The following is a 20,172-nucleotide window of genomic DNA, read 5'->3' as shown; positions in this document are numbered from 1 at the left end:
CTTTTTAAGAAAATTTATATTTTATTTACCTTATAATTTCAAAGTTATGTGTTTTTCAGGATTACATAAAAAATTGACAGGAGGAACTTTTTGATGCAACCAAGTAATGCATTGAATTATGACTATACAGTCGCTAAGTACTTCATGTTTACCACTATTATATTTGGTATAGTAGGTATGGCTATAGGAACTTTGATAGCTTTTCAAATGGCCTATCCAGATCTTAATTACCTAGCTGGTGAATACGGAACATTTAGTCGTTTAAGACCGCTCCATACAAATGGCGTGGTTTATGGGTTTATGTTGTCAGGTATTTTTGCTACCTGGTATTATATCGGTCAAAGAGTGCTAAAAGTCTCTATGAGCGAATCTAAATTCCTAATGTTTATAGGAAAACTTCATTTTTGGCTATATGTTATTGTTATAGCTTTGGCTGTAGTCAGTCTTTTTGCTGGACTTAGTACTTCAAAAGAGTATGCAGAGCTAGAGTGGCCTATAGATCTTCTTGTTGTTGTAACATGGGTTTTATGGGGAATTTCTATATTTGGACTTATCGGAATTCGCCGTGAAAAAACTCTTTATATCTCACTTTGGTATTACATAGCTACATTTTTAGGTGTTGCTATGCTTTATCTATTTAATAACATGGAAGTTCCGACCCGTCTAGTAGCTGGCGTTGGTAGTTGGCTGCATTCAGTTTCTATGTATGCTGGAACAAACGACGCACTAGTTCAATGGTGGTGGGGACATAACGCTGTTGCGTTCGTGTTTACAGTAGCTATAATAGCTCAAATTTACTATTTCTTACCAAAAGAGAGCGGGCAACCGATATTTAGTTACAAACTATCATTATTCTCATTTTGGGGTCTTATGTTTGTTTATCTTTGGGCTGGCGGTCACCACCTTATTTATTCTACCGTTCCAGACTGGATGCAAACTATGGGATCTATATTTTCAGTAGTTTTGATACTTCCTAGCTGGGGATCTGCGATAAATATGCTTCTTACTATGAAGGGCGAATGGGGACAACTAAGAGAAAATCCACTTATAAAATTTATGATTTTGGCAAGTACGTTCTATATGTTCTCTACTCTTGAAGGACCGATCCTTTCTATCAAATCAGTAAATGCACTAGCTCACTTCACTGACTGGATCCCTGGACACGTTCATGATGGTACTCTTGGCTGGGTTGGATTTATGACTATGGCAGCACTTTATCACATGACTCCACGTGTTTTCAAAAGAGAGCTTTATAGCAAATCTTTGATGGAAGCTCAATTTTGGATCCAAACAACAGGTATCGTTCTATATTTTGCTTCTATGTGGATAGCTGGAATCACTCAAGGTATGATGTGGAGAGCTACTGATGAATACGGCAACCTTGCTTATTCATTTATAGATACAGTTACTGTTCTTATACCGTATTATTGGATTAGAGCTCTTGGCGGATTGCTGTACTTAATCGGCTTCTTTATGTTTAGTTATAACATATTCAAATCAATTTCATCAAGTAAAATAGTCGAACGTGAACCAGTAAGTGCTTCACCGATGGCTGCGTAAGGAGGAATGAATGTTTAGTTGGTTAGAAAAAAATCCATTCTTTTTTGCAGTATTTGTTTTTATCTTTATAGCTTACGCCGGTGTTGTTGAGATTTTACCTGATTTTGCTGACCGTGCAAGACCTGTCGAAAATAAAAAACCATATACGGTTTTGCAATTAGCAGGTCGTCAAGTATATATCAATGATAGTTGTAATGCTTGTCACTCACAGCTTATCAGACCGTTTAAATCAGAAACAGATAGATACGGAATGTATTCTATCAGTGGCGAATATGCTTATGATAGACCATTTCTTTGGGGATCAAAAAGAACAGGTCCGGATCTTTGGCGTGTAGGTAACTACAGAAGTACGGATTGGCATGAAAATCATATGAAAGATCCAACAAGCGTTGTTCCAGGATCTATAATGCCTGCATATAAACATATGTTTAATAAAAATGCAGACATAGAAACAGCGTACGCAGAAGCATTTACTGTAAAAAAAGTATTTAACGTACCATATGATACTGAAGGTATGCCAAAACTTGGTACTTTAGAAGAGGCTAAGACTATGGTAAATGAAGAAGCGGCTGCTATAGTTGAACAGATGAAAGATCAAGATGTTAAAGATGCATTTGCTAGAGGCGAGATTCGCGAGATAGTTGCACTTATAGCATACTTGAATAGCTTAAAATAAGGTTTATGTTATGAGCGTAGAAACAATGAGAGAACTTCAAGCATACGGTTATTTTATACTATTAGTAGCTATGGTGGTTTTGCTTTATGGCTATTGGTTTCATCTTAAGAAGTCAGAAAAAGCCGGCAGACGTGACTATGAGCAGTACTCTAAACTAGCGCTAAATGATGATCTAAGTGATGAGATCTTGGAAAATGTTTCTACAGATAACGATAATGCTAAGAGGAGCGTTGAAAAATGAAATGGTTTAATCTAGAAGATAATGTAAATTCGCTTACTATTCTTGGCGCTATAGCTATCATTGTATTGACACTTGTTGTCGTTGGTAGGCTATTTAAGCTGATGAAAGTAAAAAAAGAGGGCGGAGAATTAAGCGAACATAACTGGGATGGAATAGGCGAATATAAAAATCCACTGCCATTTGGTTGGGCTGTTGTGTTTGTATTGACTATTATTTGGGCTATATGGTACTTTTTGGCTGGATATCCACTAAATTCATATTCTCAAATAGGCGAATATAACGAAGAAGTTAAAGCTTATAACGATAATTTCCAAAGCAAATTCGCAAATGCAAGTAGTGAAGAGCTAAGAGCTATGGGCGAGCAAGTTTTCTTACTTCAATGTGCTAGCTGCCATGGCATAACAGCTGATGGTATCAACGGCAAAGCTGCCGATCTAAATATGTGGGGAACTGAAAAAGCTATTTACGATGTTATAATGAATGGTTCAAAAGGGCTTGATTATCCACTTGGTGAGATGCCTAGTGGCTTAGCTGAAGCTGCTGACGCAAAAGCTATCGCAGCCTTTGTTGCAAAAGAAATTTCTGCTATTAAGAAAACAAGCAATGAAAATCTAGTAGAAGCAGGACGCGAAGCGTGGGCTACTTGTGCTGCATGTCACGGCAATGATGGCAAAGGTATGGACGGACAAGCTCCAGATCTTACTATATATGGCTCAAGCGCATTTGTCGTTGATGTCTTAAATCGCGGTAAAGTAGGAAACATAGGTCATATGCCTAAATTTACAGGTTCTGGCATAATAAATCCAACACAAGAAAAAGCTGTTGGCGAGTATGTTATCTCACTTTCAAAAGGAGAATAAGTGGAAAATACAAATAGATCTGTTTTCGGTCTTAGCGGTGTTACTGGTATGCTTATAGCTACTGTTTTACTTCTAAGCATTTTGGGAGTTTTAACATATCTTGGCATCGTGTCTCAACAAGATGTTATGCAAAAACCATATAAACTCGTAAATCCAACTTCAGTGCAAATGAAAAGTAGTATGACTCAAGAAGCTGAAGTTATGGTAGTCAAGGAGTAAAAATGTCAAATATTTTAGATTCACTTATTGTAATTGGTCTTATAATAGCAGCAGCTATAACTGCTTGGTCTGTTTTAACTCCAAATCATCTATTTATCGGATGAAGTTATCTACATTTTTTAAGAGCGGTTTGATAGCCGCTCTTTTATCAGTTTCAAATTTAAATGGCATTGTTATAGACAATGCAGGCATTATAAGTGATAACGTAAGAACCAAATTGAACCAAATAGGTTCTGAACTCAAAGAAAAAACCGGCGTAACTTTAGATCTTATAACTACTAAAGATAGCGATCTGAGATCTGCTACAAAAGATCACGAAAGCAATCTTAAAAAACCTTATATTTTATTAGCTATTTCACCTAAAACGGAAGATAAAAAATCAGGCAAAGTAGATATATTTGCTTCAGACGATGCTTACGCTTTGTTTGATAAAGACGCTGTTTTAAGCCCTTATCCTGAAGTAGGAACCATACTTCCCATATTAGTATCAAATAAAGGTGAGGATATCTACAACGCAGCTATGCTAAACGGATACGCCGATATATCTGATATGGTAGCTAAAAGTAAAGACGTCATTTTAGTAAATTCTATAGGAAATTCAAATAAAACTACATTAAATTTACTTAGATATTTTGTTTATGGTTCGATGTTTTTAGTAATAGTCGTATTTTTGGTGCGAAAATTTAAAAGAGGACTTCATGCATAAAAAAACATTTTGGCCTTACGGTATTTTGGGTTCGATTTTTGCTATAGTATGTGCTTGTGCTTATACTATTTATTATTCGCTGGACTTTCCGGTACATATGGATAATTTCTATTTTGATAAATATCAAAACGTTGAAAATAATTATAATGAAATAAATGCCGCTCAGGCTAAATTTGACTTAGATTTTAAATTTGATCAAAACGCAACTATACTAATAGATCAAAAAAATAACACAAATAAACCAGAGATATTAAGACGAAATAGGGTAGTTCCGGTCGTTGATATAAACAAACCTATAGAGCTCATTTTTGATACTAATGCTTCAAATTTAGATATAAATTTACTTCTAACTAGACCGCATACTGGCGATTTTGATAAAAACTTAACATATAGCTTAGATAATGGAAAGCTTAAAATAAATAGCTTTATTTTAGACAAAGCTGGACGCTGGGAAGTTAAGATGAAGCTTACCTCTAACCCAAATAGCATAGGATTTTATAAATTTGAATTTTACGCAAAATAGAGTTTTAAATGTTCTGAGTTCTTCAAGAAATGTTAGGGATTTTTACTCTAACAACTCTTTAAAAAATGCTCTTCTACAAAAAGCTATAACTATAGCTGAATTTGAAAAAAAAGTGATTTTGGTTAGAAATTTAAAAAAAGCTAGTTTGGTAGAGCGACTTCTCATTATGCAAAAAGCGGCCAAAGCAACTAAAAAAGTTTCGGCCAAACTCGGTATCCCTACTGAGTTTTTTGCGTTCCTAAAAAATAGTGATTATCTTTTTTCTTTTTTTAAAGAGTTAAAAAGAGAGCGAGTCGATATAAATACTCTTAGGCAAAGTGATGTGTATGCTGGTTATGATGAGCATTTAAGCATACTTGAAGAGCTTCAAAAAACTTATTTTGCTATGCTGAAAAATAGTGGATTTTATGATGATATCAGCGTTTGTGATGAGTTTGAGATAAATTTCGACTTTATAAAACATTATGATGAGATCCATTTGCAAATAGACGGCATTTTGTCTAAATTTGATCTTGAGATTATATCTAGCATAGCTAAAAAATGCTCTGTTTTTTTAAATTTTACTTCTAGTAAATTTAATCAAAAAACAGTATCTAGCATAGCTCAAATTTCCGGGCTTAAATTCGATATAGGAAAAGAATACACTTTAAATTTAGGTCAAAAAGAAATAGTATCTCAAAAAGAAACTTCTAAAAATCACACTATTAAAATAAAAGAATTTTCAATCAGAAGTCTGCAATGCGCATATATTTTTGATGAAGTTTCTGAGTTCATCAGAAAAGGAGTCGATCCTAAAAATATAGCAGTTGTTTTACCAGATGAGAGCTTTTGCGAAACTTTGGTTAATCTTGATGAAAACAATATGCTTAACTACGCGATGGGCAAAAGTTTCAAAAATGAAAATATATACATCTTGCTAAATGCTTTAAAAACTGCTCTTGATGATGGCTTAGCATATAGTTTTGACGATGCCTATCTAGAAAAAAGTAGTAGCTTAAATAGTATTATTTCTTTGCTTAATTATTTTAAATTTCCGAGTGAAATTTATCAAAGATTGCTAGAAAATTACCAGCAAAAATGTAGTTTTGAGAGATTTAGTGAACTGCTTTGGGATATTGTAAATACTTTGGAGATTAGCAGTGACATAAATGAGATCTTAAAAAATGAACAATTTGTCCTAAAACAGCTTTTAAGCGATAATGAGTTTAGCTTAGATGCTATTTTGGAGATCTTTTTGATGAAGCTAAAAGAGATCTCGCTTAGTATGGTCGGCGGTGGCGAAGTAACTGTTTTGGGGATCTTGGAGAGCAGATCAAAAATTTATGACGCTGTTGTCATAGTCGACTTTAATGACAATCTCGTTCCGCATCCTAGCCAAAAAGAGATGTTTTTAAGCTCATCTGTGAGAAAAAAAGCAGGACTGATCAGTCATTTAGATAGAGAAAATTTACAAAGATTTTACTATGAAAGCTTGATAAATCGTGCTAAATTCGTAAGCATATCTTATCTTAGCGATGAAGAGCATATCGTGTCTAGATTTGCACGAGATTTTGATATATACAAAGATGAAAAATATCCACAAGACAGCTATTTGCAAGCATTAAATAAAGAAAGTGCAAATCTGGACTTATCTCTTAGAGACATCATTTTAAAGCATGATTTTTTTAGCTATCCGCTATCTTTTTCGAGACTAGATACGTACAATACTTGTAAAAGAAAATATTATTATAAATATATTTTGAAAATTGGCGGATATAGAAATTTTACAGATGAAACAAAAGCAAACGAATTTGGCAGTATTATACACGAATGTCTAAGGGCGTATTTTTCTAAATTTAGTGATAAATTTGACAAAAACGAGTTTTATTCTATTTTGAAAAGCTATAAAAATAGAATAAATTTGCTTGATTTCGAGCTTTTTAAATTAAAATTAGACGAATTTGAAAATATTCAAAATGAGCATTTTAGATCCGGATTTAAAGTCATAGAGTGTGAAAAAACTTTTACTAGTAAACTTTGTGGCATAGAAATAACTGGTAAAATCGATAGGATAGATAGAGGGCTAGACTATGATCTACTCATAGATTATAAAACTGGAGCTGTAAATGAAAAGTCATTTCAACTTGCATTCTATGAAGCTCTTTATGGGAAGTGTGAGTCTTGTTATTTTAGCTTTTTGAATAATGAATTTATAAAAAACGGATCAAATTTAGACACGCTAAAAGAGTGTATAAACTCTCTTAAAGCTGAGTTTTCCAGCGAAGTTTGTTTTGAGAGAAACCCTAAGGCTTGTGCGTATTGTGACTACGCTTTGTTTTGCAAAAAGGAGCTCAAATGACGCCATATCTGGCTTTAGAAGCGAGCGCTGGAAGTGGAAAAACATTTGCTCTTTCAGTTCGCTATATCGCTCTTGTTTTGCAAGGAAACGACATCTCAAAGATCCTAGCACTAACTTTCACAAAAAAAGCGGCAAACGAGATGAAGCAGCGTATCACTTCTGCTTTTTGCGATCTTCATTTAAAAGAAGACGGCAGATCAAAAGGAGAGTTAGAAGAGCTTTGCGCTATGCTAGGTCTTAGCGAAGATGAAGTTTTAGCTCTAAGAGATAAATATATGGACAGCTTTTTAAGAGCGGAGCTAAAAATATCTACTTTTGATTCGTTTTTTACTATGGTGCTTAGGCAGTTTAGTCTAAATTTAGGTTTTATGCCAGATTTTAGTGTAGGACAAGATGAAAGCGATCTTGTAAGAGCTGATTTCATAAAAGCGTTGTATGAAAATGGACTTTTAAGCTCATTTGCTCATTATATACAAAGCGTAGAAGGCGGTAAAAATGGCGTTTTAGAGAGTATAGAAAAGCTATATATGAAACTTGATGAGATAGACATCGATGCAAATAATCCGTTTCCAGATCCAAAAAACGTACTTAGTAAATTTGATGAGCTAGGGCGATACTCGCAGTTAAATTACACAAATAGCTATCTTTTAGGTAATTTTAACGCTAAATCTATAAGAGAGATCGTTGAAAAGCCTATAATAGATAAATTTGAGGGTACAAGATACTTTCGTAAAACAGACGACGATGATAAATTTTTATCTTTAAGAGAAGAGTTATTAGATCTTTTGAGGGATTACTATAAGTCGTATGAGAAATTTAGAATAAATGAGTTGTTAAAGTTTATAGACACTTATAAACAAGTTCGAACTGATGTTTTAAAAACTAAAAATTCCCTTGAATTTGGTGACGTGACAAAGTTAGTGTATAACCTTCTAAGTAAAGATTTAGACAAAGAGATGCTGTATTTTAGGATAGATGGACGTATAAAACATATACTAATAGATGAGTTTCAAGATACGAATGTTTTACAGTATGAGATACTTTTTCCTTTGATAGAAGAGGCTTTGAGTGGGGATAGCATAAATGGCGTTGGAAGTCTGTTTTACGTGGGTGATACAAAACAGAGCATTTACCGTTTTCGTGGTGCTAAAAAAGAGCTTTTTTATAAACTTGCAGACAAATTTAAACAGATAAAAATAGAGCATTTGGAGCATAATTATAGAAGTGCAAAGCATATAGTAAATTTCGTAAATCAAACCTTTAAAGATAAGATAAGCGGTTTTATCGCGCAAATTCCAAAGTCAAATGAAAACGGATACGTTGGTATTTCACAGTTTGATAAAGACGATTTTTTAGAAGCGCTTAGAAAAAAGATAGAATTTCTAACTTCTAAAAATGTTTCGTATAATGATATAGCCGTGCTTTGCTGGAAAAATAACGATATAACAAAAATCAAAGAGTATCTAGAAGATCATAGCATTCCAGTAGTTTCAAGTAGTACAAATTTGCTTATCGATACACTTAGTGTTAGACTTGTTTTGGAGTTTATAAAATACTGTTTGTTTAAAGATGAAATTTATGCTCAAACCTTAAATGAATTTTTGGGATACAAGCCTAATATTTTAAATCTAAAGATAGAAAATAGTCTCTGCTCTACGCTTAAATTTGTCGCAAAATATCTAAAACTATCTTGTTTTGATAAAAATTTACTCAAACTTTATGAAATAAGCTCTGATTATAAAGATATTTTTGATCTTATTTTTAATATAGCTAAAAGAGGAGAACAAAGCGCAGATACGAGCCATCAAGGTATTTCTTTGATGAGTGTGCATAAAAGCAAAGGGCTTGAGTTTGACACTGTTATAGTCGTGGATTTTTTAGGTAATAAAGATTCAAGAAAAGAACCTTTTTTAAGCGAATATGACGACAAAAATAAAAAATGGAATATAAAATTAAATGATAAAGCGTTAGGAAGTATAGGCGATAAAGAGTATATAAATTTAAAGCAAACAGGAGAGCTTCTAGATAGACAAGAAGATCTAAACAAGCTTTATGTAGCGCTCACACGTGCAAAGTCAAATCTTTTAATTATGGCAAAATCAGATCCTGATGGGAAAAACATATCTTATTTTAAACCATACGGTAAAAATACGCAAAATGAATATTTGCATCTAAATTCTATGGAGATAGGAGAGGTGGTTTCTAAAAAAGATGAAAAGAAATCTTTAGAGCAGATCCATCTAAAACCTTTTGAAAAAGTAAAAAAACAAGATATTAAAACGGTAAAAGATCGGTCTTTGAGTGAGCTAAGCTCTATCTATTTTGGTAAGGCTTTACATTACGCTTTGGAGATGATGGATGGCTTTAGCGAATCATCTTTGCAAAATGCTCACATAGCGCTTTTAAATGAATTTGGTTCTTTGCTAGAAACTAGTGTTTTAGATGAAATTTATGAGCGTATTTTAAATTTGATAAAATGTGATGAGTTTTTAAATTTACTAAATGCTAAAATTATCTTAAAAGAACAGGGTATCGCATTTGAAGGCGAGATAAAACGCTTAGATATGCTTTGTGTCGGTGAAAACGAGATGATAGTGTTTGACTATAAAAGTTCAAAAAATTATATTGATTCAAATTTGGATCAAGTCAAAGAATATGTGGAAATTTTATCTCAAATTTATCCGCAGTACCGAGTTTATGGGAAAATAGTTTATATTTTAAAAGATAAAATAGAGCTTTTAGACGTTCAAATTTAATTATAAAAATATTCTTAAATTCAGTAAAATTTAAGTAATTTTAGATATAATTCGAACTCTAATTAAAGAATAAAAGGCAAGATTATGACAAATATAACTAAGCCAAGCGAAGTTAAACGCGATTGGATCGTTCTTGATGCAGCTGGAAAGAGATTTGGTAGATTACTAACAGAAGCTGCAACTTACCTCCGTGGCAAACATAAACCAGGATTTACACCAAACGTTGATTGTGGTGACTATGTGATTATCATCAATGCAAGTAAAGCTGAATTTACAGGTGCAAATAAAGCTGAAGCTAAACTTTATCACAGACATTCAGGCTATTTTGGCAGTGTTAAAAGTGAAAAATTCGGTGATTTATTAGTAAATAAACCAGAAAAACTTTATAAATTAGCAGTTCGCGGTATGCTTCCAAAAACAAAACTCGGAAAAGAAATGCTTAAAAAACTTAAAGTTTATGCGGGAAATGAACACCCACATACTGCACAAATAGCTAAAGAAGGAAAATAATAATGGCAACAACATACGCAACAGGTAAAAGAAAAACAGCAGTTGCTAAAGTTTGGGTAAAACCAGGTAGTGGCAAAATAGTTGTAAATGGTATGGATCTAAACACTTGGCTTGGCGGACACGAAGCTATCAAGTTGAAAGTTGTTCAACCACTTCTTGTAACTAAACAAGAGACTTCTATGGATATCACTGCTTCAACTTTAGGTGGTGGTTATTCAGCTCAAGCAGAAGCTTTAAGACACGGAATTTCAAGAGCTTTAGCAGCTATAGATGCAGACTTTAGAGCTGCACTTAAACCACAAGGTCTTCTTACTAGAGATAGTCGCGTTGTTGAGCGTAAAAAATACGGACGCAGAAAAGCAAGAAGAAGCCCACAATTCTCAAAGAGATAATCTTTATTTCTCAATATTCTCAAATTTGGAAGCTCGTTTGGGCTTTCAAATTTATATTATCTATCAAATTTCGTCTTATTTATTTAGTAAAAGTTTATAAAAAATTTCAATTAAGTTAATAACTTCTATATATAATTATACCGTTCAACAGTAAACCTCCTTTTTGTAATAATTTATCCGGCCATCTAGATTTAGGTGGTCGCCTCCCTCTAAATTTTTTATTGCAGATTGTTCAAATCATTTTTTTAAAAAAATATATAATAAAATTAAAAAATTGTGCTAAAATAATATATGAAAATTCTATAAAGGACAAGAAATGAAAAAGATTGCTTTGGCGTTATGTGCCGCATCTGCACTTTTTGGTGCTAACGCATATAACTACGAATTTACTCCAGTTGTGGGATATGCCCATCCAGAAGGTACTCAAGGTATTGATGACCAAAAATTTATAGGTTTAAGAATAGCTAGAAATCTAGATATGTTTTTACTAAGTCAATTAGAACTTGGTTTTGACTACTCTAAAAACGTAACTTTTGAAAACCTATCAGGTAAAGATACTGATCTAACAAGATACTATATAAATTTAATTAAAGATTTTCCTTTGACTGATGTATTTTCAGTTTATGGACTTTTAGGACTTGGATATCAAGATCTTACTCATGAAGCAAACGATATCGAAGATGGCGGATTTGCTCAAGCTGGTCTTGGCTTAAAATACAAAGTTACAGATAACTTCGCACTTAAAGCAGAAGCTAGAGATGCGCTTGATTGGAATCACGGATCAAACACATTCCTATACTCTCTTGGATTTGCAGTTTCTTTTGGAGAGGTTGCTAAGGCAGCTCCTGCTCCAGTGGTAGAAGAAAAAGCAGCTCCTGCTCCAGCACCTATTGCTCCAGCTATCGGTGATGAAGATGGCGATGGCGTTTTTGACAATGTAGATAGATGCTATGGTACTCCAAAAGGCGTTGTTGTTGATGAGTACGGTTGTGAAAAAGTTATCCGCTTAAGCTTAAAAGCAAATTTTGCATTTGATAGTGCTACAGTTAGCCCTGAGTATGAAGCAAAGATAAAAGAAGTAGCAAATGTTATGGTAGATCACCCAGAGTATAGAATTATCCTAGAAGGACATACTGATAGCACCGGTTCAGATGTTTACAACCAAAAGCTATCACTAAAAAGAGCTAACGCAGTTGCATCTGTTTTAGAAAAAATGGGTGTTAGCAAAAGCAAGATCACTACAGAGGGATTTGGCGAGTCAAAACCTGTAGCATCAAACGCTACAAAAGAAGGACGTGCTGAAAATCGCCGTGTAGAAGCTAAATTCAGAAATAAATAATGAATTTAGAGATTATTCAAAATCTAGATTATATGGCTATACTTGCTCTTGTGGGCAAGTATAGCTTAAACTTTATAGTTTCTATTCTTATATTTTTTATCGGAAAATGGATTATTTCAAAACTTACTTTTGTTTTAGGAAAGATCTTATGTAAAACAAAAATAGATCCTATGCTTTCAAATTTTGTGCTAAATAGTTCAAGAACACTGCTTTTTATATTTGTTATATTAGCCGCGCTTTCAAATTTAGGTATAGAGACTACGTCTTTTGTAGCGGTTCTTGGTGCTGTGGGTTTGGCTATAGGTATGGCTTTTAAAGATACTTTTGGCAATATCGGCGCCGGCGTTCTCATTATATTTTTCAAACCTTTCAAGCTTGGAGATAGCATAGATATCAGTGGATCTATCGGCACTGCTACAGAGCTAGATTTATTTAGTACGTATCTAACTACTGGCGATAACAAAACTATTATTATTCCAAATTCTCAAGTCATATCTTCAAAGATCATTAACTATTCTCTAAAACCCAACAGAAGAGTAGATCTTACTTTTAGTATAGATTACAAAGACGATTTAAAATTGGCTAGAGATGTCATCCTTGACATAGCTGCACGCAAAAATATTATTTTAAACGATCCAGCTCCGTTTGTTGGAGTTCTAAGCTTGGGTGATAATAGCGTAAATTTAGCAGCCCGTTTTTGGGCTAAAAATGAAAATTATTGGGCTGTTTATCATCAAATGTTAGAGGAAGTGAAAATCGCATTTGACGAAAATGGCATTTCCATACCGTTCCCACAAGTAGTTACCCATCATATTTACGAAAATGATAAAAAATGAGCAGACCGACCATATTATTTGATCTGGACGGGACTCTTATAGACTCTACGAATTCTATATTAAACGGATTTTTCGCCGCTTTTGATACTTTTAAATTTAAAAGACCACAAATTGAAGAAATTTGTGCTTTGATAGGACATCCACTTGATTATATGTTTGCTCATCTTGGAGTAAATGATGAGGCTATTTTGGATTTCGTAGCTGCCTATAAAGAGACATACAAGAAAACGTATCTACAAGATACAAAGCTTCTTGACTTTGCCAAAGAGTCTATAGAGCTAGCAAATGAGTTTGCAGATCTTGGAGTTGTTACTACTAAAACTTCAAAATACTCAGTAATCTTACTAGATCACCTTGGCGTAGGAAAGTATTTTAAAACAGTAATTGGTAAAGATGATGTGATAAATCCAAAGCCGCATCCAGAACCTATCTTAAAAGCCCTTTTAAATTTAGATAAAACTGATAAATTTGCTTATATGGTGGGCGATACTCCTATGGACGCCAAAGCCGCAAAAAGTGCGAATGTTATTAGCGTGGGTGTATCGTGCGGATATTGTACTGAGCAAAATTTATCAAAATACTGCGATCACGTTGCTAAAAATAGCTTAGAAGCCGTTAAATTCATCAGATCCGATACATTATAAAATCAAGCTTAGCTAAAAAATTATCGATTTTTATGTTAATTTTTGTTTTACAATTTTTATATATAATTTCGATAAGTAACAGTTGTGTTAAAAAAAATGTTAAATTGTTACAAAAATAAAAACTTTAAGCAATATATCTGTAAAATTGCAAAATATAGTTAAACAATAAGGAAGGAAACCTATGAGTAAAATTATGAAAACAATGGACGGTAATGAAGCTGCTGCTTACGCTGCTTACGCATTTACCGAGGTTGCTGGGATTTACCCTATAACTCCGAGTTCGCCTATGGCTGATTATACAGACATCTGGGCATCACAAGGAAAAAAGAATATTTTTGGTATGCCTGTTAAAGTTGTAGAGATGCAAAGTGAAGCCGGAGCTGCTGGAACCGTGCACGGTAGCCTTCAAGCCGGAGCTCTTACTACTACTTATACAGCTGCTCAAGGATTGCTTCTTAAAGTACCAAATATGTATAAGATAGCCGGACAGATGTTACCTGGCGTTATACATGTTGCAGCGCGCTCACTAGCTGCTCAAGCTCTTTCTATCTTTGGGGATCATCAAGATGTATATGCCTGTCGTCAAACAGGATTTGCTATGCTTGCGACTGGCTCAGTACAAGAAGTTATGGATCTAGCCGGAGTTGCACATTTGGCCGCTATAAAAGGACGCGTACCGTTTTTACATTTCTTTGACGGCTTTAGAACGAGTCATGAAATTCAAAAAGTTGAAGTTATGGATTACGCTGTTTTTGATAAGTTGGTGGATTATGATGCTATCCAAAAATTCCGCGACGAAAGCATAAATCCTGAAACTCCAAAAACTAGAGGAACTGCTCAAAACGATGATATTTATTTTCAAACTAGAGAGCTTACAAACAAATTTTACGATGATCTTCCAGATATCGTTGCAGAGTATATGAATGAAATATCAAAAGTCACCGGTCGCGAGTATAAACCGTTTGTATATTATGGAGATAAAGACGCAGAGCGCGTGATCATCGCCATGGGCTCTGTGACTGAGACTTTAGAAGAAGTTGTAGATCATCTAAGAAGCAAAGGCGAAAAAGTAGGAGTTGTAAAGGTTCATCTTTATAGACCTTTTAGTATAAAATACCTATTTGATGTTATGCCTAAAAGCGTTAAAAAGATAGCTGTTTTAGATAGAACAAAAGAACCAGGCGGTCTTGGCGAACCACTTTATCTTGACATAAAAGCAGCGTATTATGGCTCAGTAAATGCTCCGGTGATAGTCGGTGGTAGATACGGACTTAGCTCAAAAGACGTTGATCCAGCTCAAATGATATCTGTGTTTGATAACTTAAAACAAAGCGAACCAAAAAATAACTTCACAGTTGGTATCGAAGACGACGTCACAAATTTATCTCTAAAAGTTGGAGAAAAGATCTCTCTTAGTGATGCAGATTGTATAGAATGCTTGTTTTACGGACTTGGAGCAGATGGAACAGTCGGAGCAAATAAAAACTCTATCAAGATTATCGGAGATAAAACAGATCTTTACGCTCAAGCATATTTTGCTTATGATAGTAAAAAATCAGGCGGTTATACGAGAAGCCATTTAAGATTTGGTAAAAAACCTATTCGTTCAACATATCTTGTATCAAATCCTCACTTTGTAGCTTGTTCTGTAGCAGCGTATCTTGATATATATGATGTTGTAGATGGACTAAGAGATGGCGGAACATTCCTTTTAAACTCTATTTGGGACGCGGACGAAACTATAAAACGCATACCAAATAAAGTAAAAAGGCTGTTAGCACAAAAAAATGCAAATTTCTATATCCTAAACGCTACGAAATTAGCTTATGAGATAGGACTAGGAAATCGCACTAACACCATAATGCAATCAGCATTTTTCAAACTTGCAAAAATCATAGATTTTGAAGACGCACAAAAATATATGAAAGAGTATGCGAAGAAAACTTATGCTAAAAAAGGCGATAAGATCGTAGAGATGAACTACGCAGCTATCGATCAAGGTGCCGATAAACTTATAAAAATAGATATCGATCCTAGCTGGATAAATTTAAAAGACGAAGCAGTAACCAACGAGAGTCATTATAAAGGTACTGAATTCGTAGAAAAAATAGTAAAACCTATGAACGCAGCTCGTGGTAATGAGCTTCCTGTTTCGGCATTTTTAGGACATGAAGACGGTAGTTTTGAAGCCGGTACAACTGAGTATGAAAAACGCGGTGTTGGCGTAATGGTGCCAAAATGGATAGAAGAAAACTGTATTCAATGTAATCAATGCGCATTCGTTTGTCCTCACGCAGTTATTCGTCCATTCCTTATAGATGAAGATGAGATGAATGCAGCTCCAGCAGGAGTAAGATCTCATAACCTTGAAGCAAAAGGCAAAGAGATAAAAGGTTTAAAATATAAGATCCAAGTAAGCCCGCTTGATTGTACTGGTTGTGAGCTTTGCGCTCAAAACTGCCCTAGCAAAGAAAAATCCCTAGTTATGGTACCACTTGGCGAAGAGATGGATAAAGGCGAGCAAGAAAACGCTGATTATTTATTTAAAAATGTTAGATATAAAGACGATCTAATGAGCAAAGATAGCGTAAAAGGAGCTATGTTTGCTCAACCGTTATTTGAATTCCACGGTGCTTGTCCGGGATGCGGTGAAACACCGTATATAACACTTATCACAAGGCTATTTGGTGAACAAATGATGGTGGCAAATGCAACTGGTTGTAGCTCGATATACGGCGGTTCGGCTCCATCAACTCCATACCGTAAAAGTAATGCAAACGGTCATGGCGTAGCGTGGGCAAATTCACTTTTTGAAGACAATGCTGAGTTTGGTATGGGTATGGAGATAGCTACTGAGACTATCCGCCATCGCATTGAAAATATCATACTAAATACGATAGATAAAGCCCCAAATGCTATAGTTGCGCTTTATAAAGATTGGTTGGAATTTAAAGGCGATAGCAAGAAATCAGCTCAGATAAGAGATATGTTGGTACCTTTACTCGAAGCAAATTTAAATTTAGAAGGCGCAAAAGAGATCCTAAGTCTTAAAAAATATATCGCGCGCAAATCGCAATGGATAATAGGCGGCGATGGTTGGGCTTATGATATCGGCTATGGTGGACTTGATCACGTTTTAGCTAGCGGAGAAAACGTAAATGTGCTGGTTTTGGATACCGAAGTCTATTCTAACACAGGCGGACAAAGTTCAAAATCAAGCCGTAGTGGCTCAGTAGCTCAATTTACCGCTAGTGGTAAAGCAGTTCAAAAGAAAGATCTAGGACAGATAGCTATGACTTATGGCAATATCTTTGTGGCTCAGATCAACTCAAACGCAAGTCAAGCAAACGTCATCAAAGCCATAGCCGCAGCAGAAGCTTACAACGGACCTAGCCTTGTGATAGCATACTCTCCTTGTATAGCTCACGGTATAAAAGGCGGACTTGCGCTCTCAGGAGACCAAGCAGAGCTTGCTACAAAATGCGGTTACTGGCCTACATTTATCTATGATCCACGTCTTGCAAAAGAGGGTAAAAACCCGTTAAAAATTACTTCAAAAGAGCCTGAATGGGATAGATATGAAGAGTTTTTATTGAACGAGGTTCGTTACAACTCTCTTAAAAAGATAAATCCTGAGCATGCAGGACAGCTTTTTGAACAAAATAAATCCGACGCAAAAAGAAGATATCGCCAACTAAAACGTTTGGCAAATGCTGATTTTAGCGATGAATTAGAATAATTTTGTAGCCTCAAATTTGAGGCTACTTTTTTACTTATCTTTCTTCACTTCTCAAATTTATAAAAAAATCGTAAAATTACGAAGTTACAAATCTTATAAAAGAGAATATCATGGAACAAGCTTTTATCGTGCAAGAAGTCTCAAATGAACAGGACTACGAAAAACAAAACTCCAAAATAGCGATTTATCAAGACAAATTTGAACGATACCAAATAACAAGATCAAAAATATTACCCGGTTTTTTTATCATAAATGGCAATGGTGAGACCGACTTTGTAAATGACTTTATAGAAAAATTTGTATTTAGCGACTGTATAATAAGCTTTGCAGATATCGAGAGTCTCACTGTTTCTCAAGAAGATAGCTGTTCTAATTTAGCAGGTAAGATCAAAAGCGATGATCTTTTATCTACGCAAAATGAGAATTTAAAGGAAGCTGGATTATTTTTTGCCAAAGATATTTTTATACCAAGATGTGTTGTGTCGCTCATAAAGATAAGCATAGATGGTTTTGATGAAACCACTGATAGTTTTTCATTTTTACCAGACATCTTTCCAAGCAACGCCGAGTATAAGTATAGTATCACTAAAGACTCTTTTGAGGCGACTATGAAACTCAGCCTTGAAAGTTACGCCGCTAAAGAGCTTATAGATAGCTTTGTATTAAAAGGCAATGTAAAAGATAAAAATTTGACCTTATCCATAAATGATATGTATATATATGAGTTTTCTCCTTATGATATTGACAACATATCAAATAAGAGTTATAATCCAACCCCAAATCAGACCGAGGAGCTTTAAAAATTATGTATAAATTTAGCGTTTTTATTTTGATAGCACTACTTTTTGCAGGGTGTTTTACCGCTCAAACACAAATTCCGCCAAAGCCAAAACCGCAAGTGACAAAACCTATAAGTAAATTTATCAAAGGTACTATCTATAAAAAGTCAAAAGAAGAAAACGGTTATAGATATGAGATCAGAGGTACAGAAACATCAAATGGTAAGCTAAAATGGGCAAGTGCGACTTCAAATGAGGAGTGCAAAGTAGGTGATCTCGTCTATGCGCAGATAGAAAATGGCAAGATAACATATCTAGCTGTCATCATAGAAAATTACGTAAATCCTGAAAAAACAAAACGCATTATACAAACAAACAAAAGAGACAAAACAAAAAAAGCAAACATCACTGTTCCAAAAGAAGAAAAAATTAGTTTTTAGATTACCGAGCGTTTACCAAATTTATTTATAATTTCATCAGCAATCAAATTTTAACTCCTTTCTAAATTCGGGGCGAGACCGTAAATCTCGCTCTTTCTCCTTGTGACGAATTGATAATACAAATCATCTTTATCTATTTTTAAGCTAATAGCAACTACAATTACAAACGAATAACTTTTTAGAAGGAGAAGAAATGAAATTAGTTAAAATGAGTTTAGCTGCTATCGTAGCTGCTGGTGCTCTTTCAAGCGTTGCAAGTGCAACTCCACTTGAAGAAGCTATAAAAAACGTAGATGTAAGCGGATTTGTTAGATACAGATTTGATAGTACAAAAAAAGATTTTAATGATGATGCAGTAATACCTACAAAAGATGATACAACTGCTAGCCATAGATTTACATCTTATGTGGACTTCAAAGCTGCATTAGATGACAATTTTTTTGGTGTAATTGGCTTTAGATATGATAGTAGAGATATATCAGGGGATCATACAAGTAATAATGCTGGTCAAACTATGACTACGCAAGCAGATGAAGGTGCTGAGGATTTCGGTCAAACTTTTAATGTTAGACAATTTTTATTAGGATATAAAGCTGGCAATACAACTATCCAAGCTGGTCGCCAAGTAGTAGGTACATTCTTTACTGATGATATGGTAGGTACAGGTATTAAAGTACTTAATACAGATATTACAGGTCTTACTTTAGCAGCAGTAGCATTTGATGACCTGCAAAATGATCCAGATATTGGTAGTAGAGATTTAATAGTAAATGGCTCACATACTTACCAAAACAATCTTTATGGCGTAGCCGCTATTGGTTCCTATGATCCAGTTAGCTTTCAACTATGGTATGCTATGCTAGAAAACGTTACCGATCTTTACGCTGTAGAATTAGCTGTAAACTTTAATGTTACAGAAGATTTATCTCTTGGTTTAAGAGGTCAATACGGCGGTTCAAGTATAGATAATGATTTCAAAAAAGGAACTGGTAATTTAGCTGATGACGCTGATTTCTGGGCTATTGAGGCTACAGCAGAGGGCTTTGGTGTAGACTTTAGTGCTGGTTATATAGACTTCTCAGTAGATAAAGATAAAGCTTCAGTTATATCTTATGAAGATGCTGGAAGTTTTATCAAACCAGGTGAAGATCTACTAGACTATACACTCTTTAATGGAGAAAATAAATATTGGTTTGTTACTGCTGGTTACTCTTTCTTAGAGAAATTTAGAGTAGGTGTTGATTACATAGATGGTAAGCAAAAAACAAATACATTTAAATCAGATAACTCTGAATTAGTTGGAAGATTTGACTATGCTTATAGTAAAAAACTTAACTTCCAAGCTTGGTGGTCACATATAGAAAAAGACAAAAATAGCTACGTAGCTAGTACTCCTAATACAGATTATGATACTGATCACTTTAGATTCCAAGCTAAATACTCATTCTAATTTTATGAGCCGACTTGTTCGGCTCTATTTTTCCTAAATTTGCTATCTAAACGGTTATCTTTTTTATAAAAAACTTCGTGATTTTATATATTTACTAGTGTTCAAATTTACTCATTTGGTAAACAATCGGTAAAGATTTTATCAAAATTTATACATTTTTAAGC

The 20,172-nt window shown here is 34.4% G+C and carries 19 protein-coding genes; all 19 read left to right on the top strand.

Going from position 1 to position 20,172, the window contains the following annotated elements:
* Window positions 1-93: 93 nt before the first annotated feature.
* Complete coding sequence (gene ccoN, locus CHHT_RS07130; RefSeq protein ID WP_034963632.1) at window positions 94-1,560, top strand: cytochrome-c oxidase, cbb3-type subunit I; 1,467 nt, start codon at window positions 94-96, stop codon at window positions 1,558-1,560.
* Window positions 1,561-1,570: 10 nt separating this feature from the next.
* Window positions 1,571-2,236, top strand: a complete 666-nt coding sequence (ccoO, locus tag CHHT_RS07125; RefSeq protein WP_034963634.1) for a cytochrome-c oxidase, cbb3-type subunit II — start codon at window positions 1,571-1,573, stop codon at window positions 2,234-2,236.
* A 10-nt stretch (window positions 2,237-2,246) separates the two neighbouring features.
* A complete protein-coding gene (locus CHHT_RS07120; protein ID WP_034963638.1) occupies window positions 2,247-2,477 on the top strand; it encodes a cytochrome c oxidase, cbb3-type, CcoQ subunit in 231 nt (76 codons plus the stop codon).
* Window positions 2,474-3,337: a cbb3-type cytochrome c oxidase N-terminal domain-containing protein gene (locus CHHT_RS07115; RefSeq protein WP_034963640.1), complete on the top strand. Its 864-nt coding sequence runs from the start codon at window positions 2,474-2,476 to the stop codon at window positions 3,335-3,337. The genes CHHT_RS07120 and CHHT_RS07115 overlap by 4 nt, the downstream gene beginning before the upstream one ends.
* Entirely contained in the window at window positions 3,338-3,556 is a 219-nt protein-coding gene (locus CHHT_RS07110) for a DUF4006 family protein (RefSeq protein WP_034963641.1), read from the top strand.
* Between the two features lie 2 nt (window positions 3,557-3,558).
* On the top strand, window positions 3,559-3,660 hold the full coding sequence (locus tag CHHT_RS07105; protein WP_104064528.1) for a hypothetical protein: 102 nt from the start codon (window positions 3,559-3,561) through the stop codon (window positions 3,658-3,660).
* 26 nt (window positions 3,661-3,686) lie between these two features.
* Window positions 3,687-4,262, top strand: a complete 576-nt coding sequence (locus tag CHHT_RS07100; RefSeq protein WP_167540850.1) for a TPM domain-containing protein — start codon at window positions 3,687-3,689, stop codon at window positions 4,260-4,262.
* On the top strand, window positions 4,255-4,785 hold the full coding sequence (locus CHHT_RS07095; RefSeq protein WP_034963644.1) for a hypothetical protein: 531 nt from the start codon (window positions 4,255-4,257) through the stop codon (window positions 4,783-4,785). The genes CHHT_RS07100 and CHHT_RS07095 overlap by 8 nt, the downstream gene beginning before the upstream one ends.
* Window positions 4,766-7,123 carry a PD-(D/E)XK nuclease family protein gene (locus tag CHHT_RS07090; RefSeq protein ID WP_034963646.1) on the top strand — a complete coding sequence of 786 codons (2,358 nt, stop codon included), beginning with the start codon at window positions 4,766-4,768 and terminating at the stop codon, window positions 7,121-7,123. The genes CHHT_RS07095 and CHHT_RS07090 overlap by 20 nt, the downstream gene beginning before the upstream one ends.
* Window positions 7,120-9,879 (top strand): RecB-like helicase, encoded by a 2,760-nt coding sequence (locus CHHT_RS07085; protein ID WP_034963648.1) that lies wholly within the window; start codon window positions 7,120-7,122, stop codon window positions 9,877-9,879. The genes CHHT_RS07090 and CHHT_RS07085 overlap by 4 nt, the downstream gene beginning before the upstream one ends.
* A gap of 84 nt (window positions 9,880-9,963) precedes the next feature.
* Window positions 9,964-10,389 (top strand): 50S ribosomal protein L13, encoded by a 426-nt coding sequence (gene rplM / locus CHHT_RS07080; RefSeq protein WP_002848567.1) that lies wholly within the window; start codon window positions 9,964-9,966, stop codon window positions 10,387-10,389.
* 2 nt (window positions 10,390-10,391) lie between these two features.
* On the top strand, window positions 10,392-10,781 hold the full coding sequence (rpsI, locus tag CHHT_RS07075) for a 30S ribosomal protein S9 (RefSeq protein ID WP_034963650.1): 390 nt from the start codon (window positions 10,392-10,394) through the stop codon (window positions 10,779-10,781).
* A gap of 316 nt (window positions 10,782-11,097) precedes the next feature.
* Window positions 11,098-12,120, top strand: coding sequence for an OmpA family protein (locus CHHT_RS07070; RefSeq protein ID WP_034963651.1), 1,023 nt, complete (start codon window positions 11,098-11,100; stop codon window positions 12,118-12,120).
* Window positions 12,120-12,956 carry a mechanosensitive ion channel family protein gene (locus CHHT_RS07065; RefSeq protein ID WP_034963653.1) on the top strand — a complete coding sequence of 279 codons (837 nt, stop codon included), beginning with the start codon at window positions 12,120-12,122 and terminating at the stop codon, window positions 12,954-12,956. The genes CHHT_RS07070 and CHHT_RS07065 overlap by 1 nt, the downstream gene beginning before the upstream one ends.
* Window positions 12,953-13,600 (top strand): HAD family hydrolase, encoded by a 648-nt coding sequence (locus CHHT_RS07060; protein WP_034963655.1) that lies wholly within the window; start codon window positions 12,953-12,955, stop codon window positions 13,598-13,600. The genes CHHT_RS07065 and CHHT_RS07060 overlap by 4 nt, the downstream gene beginning before the upstream one ends.
* A 181-nt stretch (window positions 13,601-13,781) precedes the next feature.
* Window positions 13,782-17,339 (top strand): pyruvate:ferredoxin (flavodoxin) oxidoreductase, encoded by a 3,558-nt coding sequence (nifJ, locus tag CHHT_RS07055; RefSeq protein WP_034963657.1) that lies wholly within the window; start codon window positions 13,782-13,784, stop codon window positions 17,337-17,339.
* Between the two features lie 110 nt (window positions 17,340-17,449).
* Window positions 17,450-18,139: a DUF5416 family protein gene (locus tag CHHT_RS07050; protein ID WP_051663795.1), complete on the top strand. Its 690-nt coding sequence runs from the start codon at window positions 17,450-17,452 to the stop codon at window positions 18,137-18,139.
* A 5-nt stretch (window positions 18,140-18,144) separates the two neighbouring features.
* Window positions 18,145-18,558, top strand: a complete 414-nt coding sequence (locus CHHT_RS07045; RefSeq protein ID WP_034963659.1) for a hypothetical protein — start codon at window positions 18,145-18,147, stop codon at window positions 18,556-18,558.
* 193 nt (window positions 18,559-18,751) lie between these two features.
* Entirely contained in the window at window positions 18,752-20,008 is a 1,257-nt protein-coding gene (locus CHHT_RS07040; RefSeq protein ID WP_034963661.1) for a major outer membrane protein, read from the top strand.
* The last annotated feature ends 164 nt before the right edge of the window (window positions 20,009-20,172 follow it).

This window comes from Campylobacter hyointestinalis subsp. hyointestinalis (assembly GCF_013372145.1).
Taxonomy (GTDB): Bacteria; Campylobacterota; Campylobacteria; order Campylobacterales; family Campylobacteraceae; genus Campylobacter; species Campylobacter hyointestinalis.
Note: the sequence above shows the minus strand (reverse complement) of the source record. Positions and strands in the feature narration are given on the sequence as shown.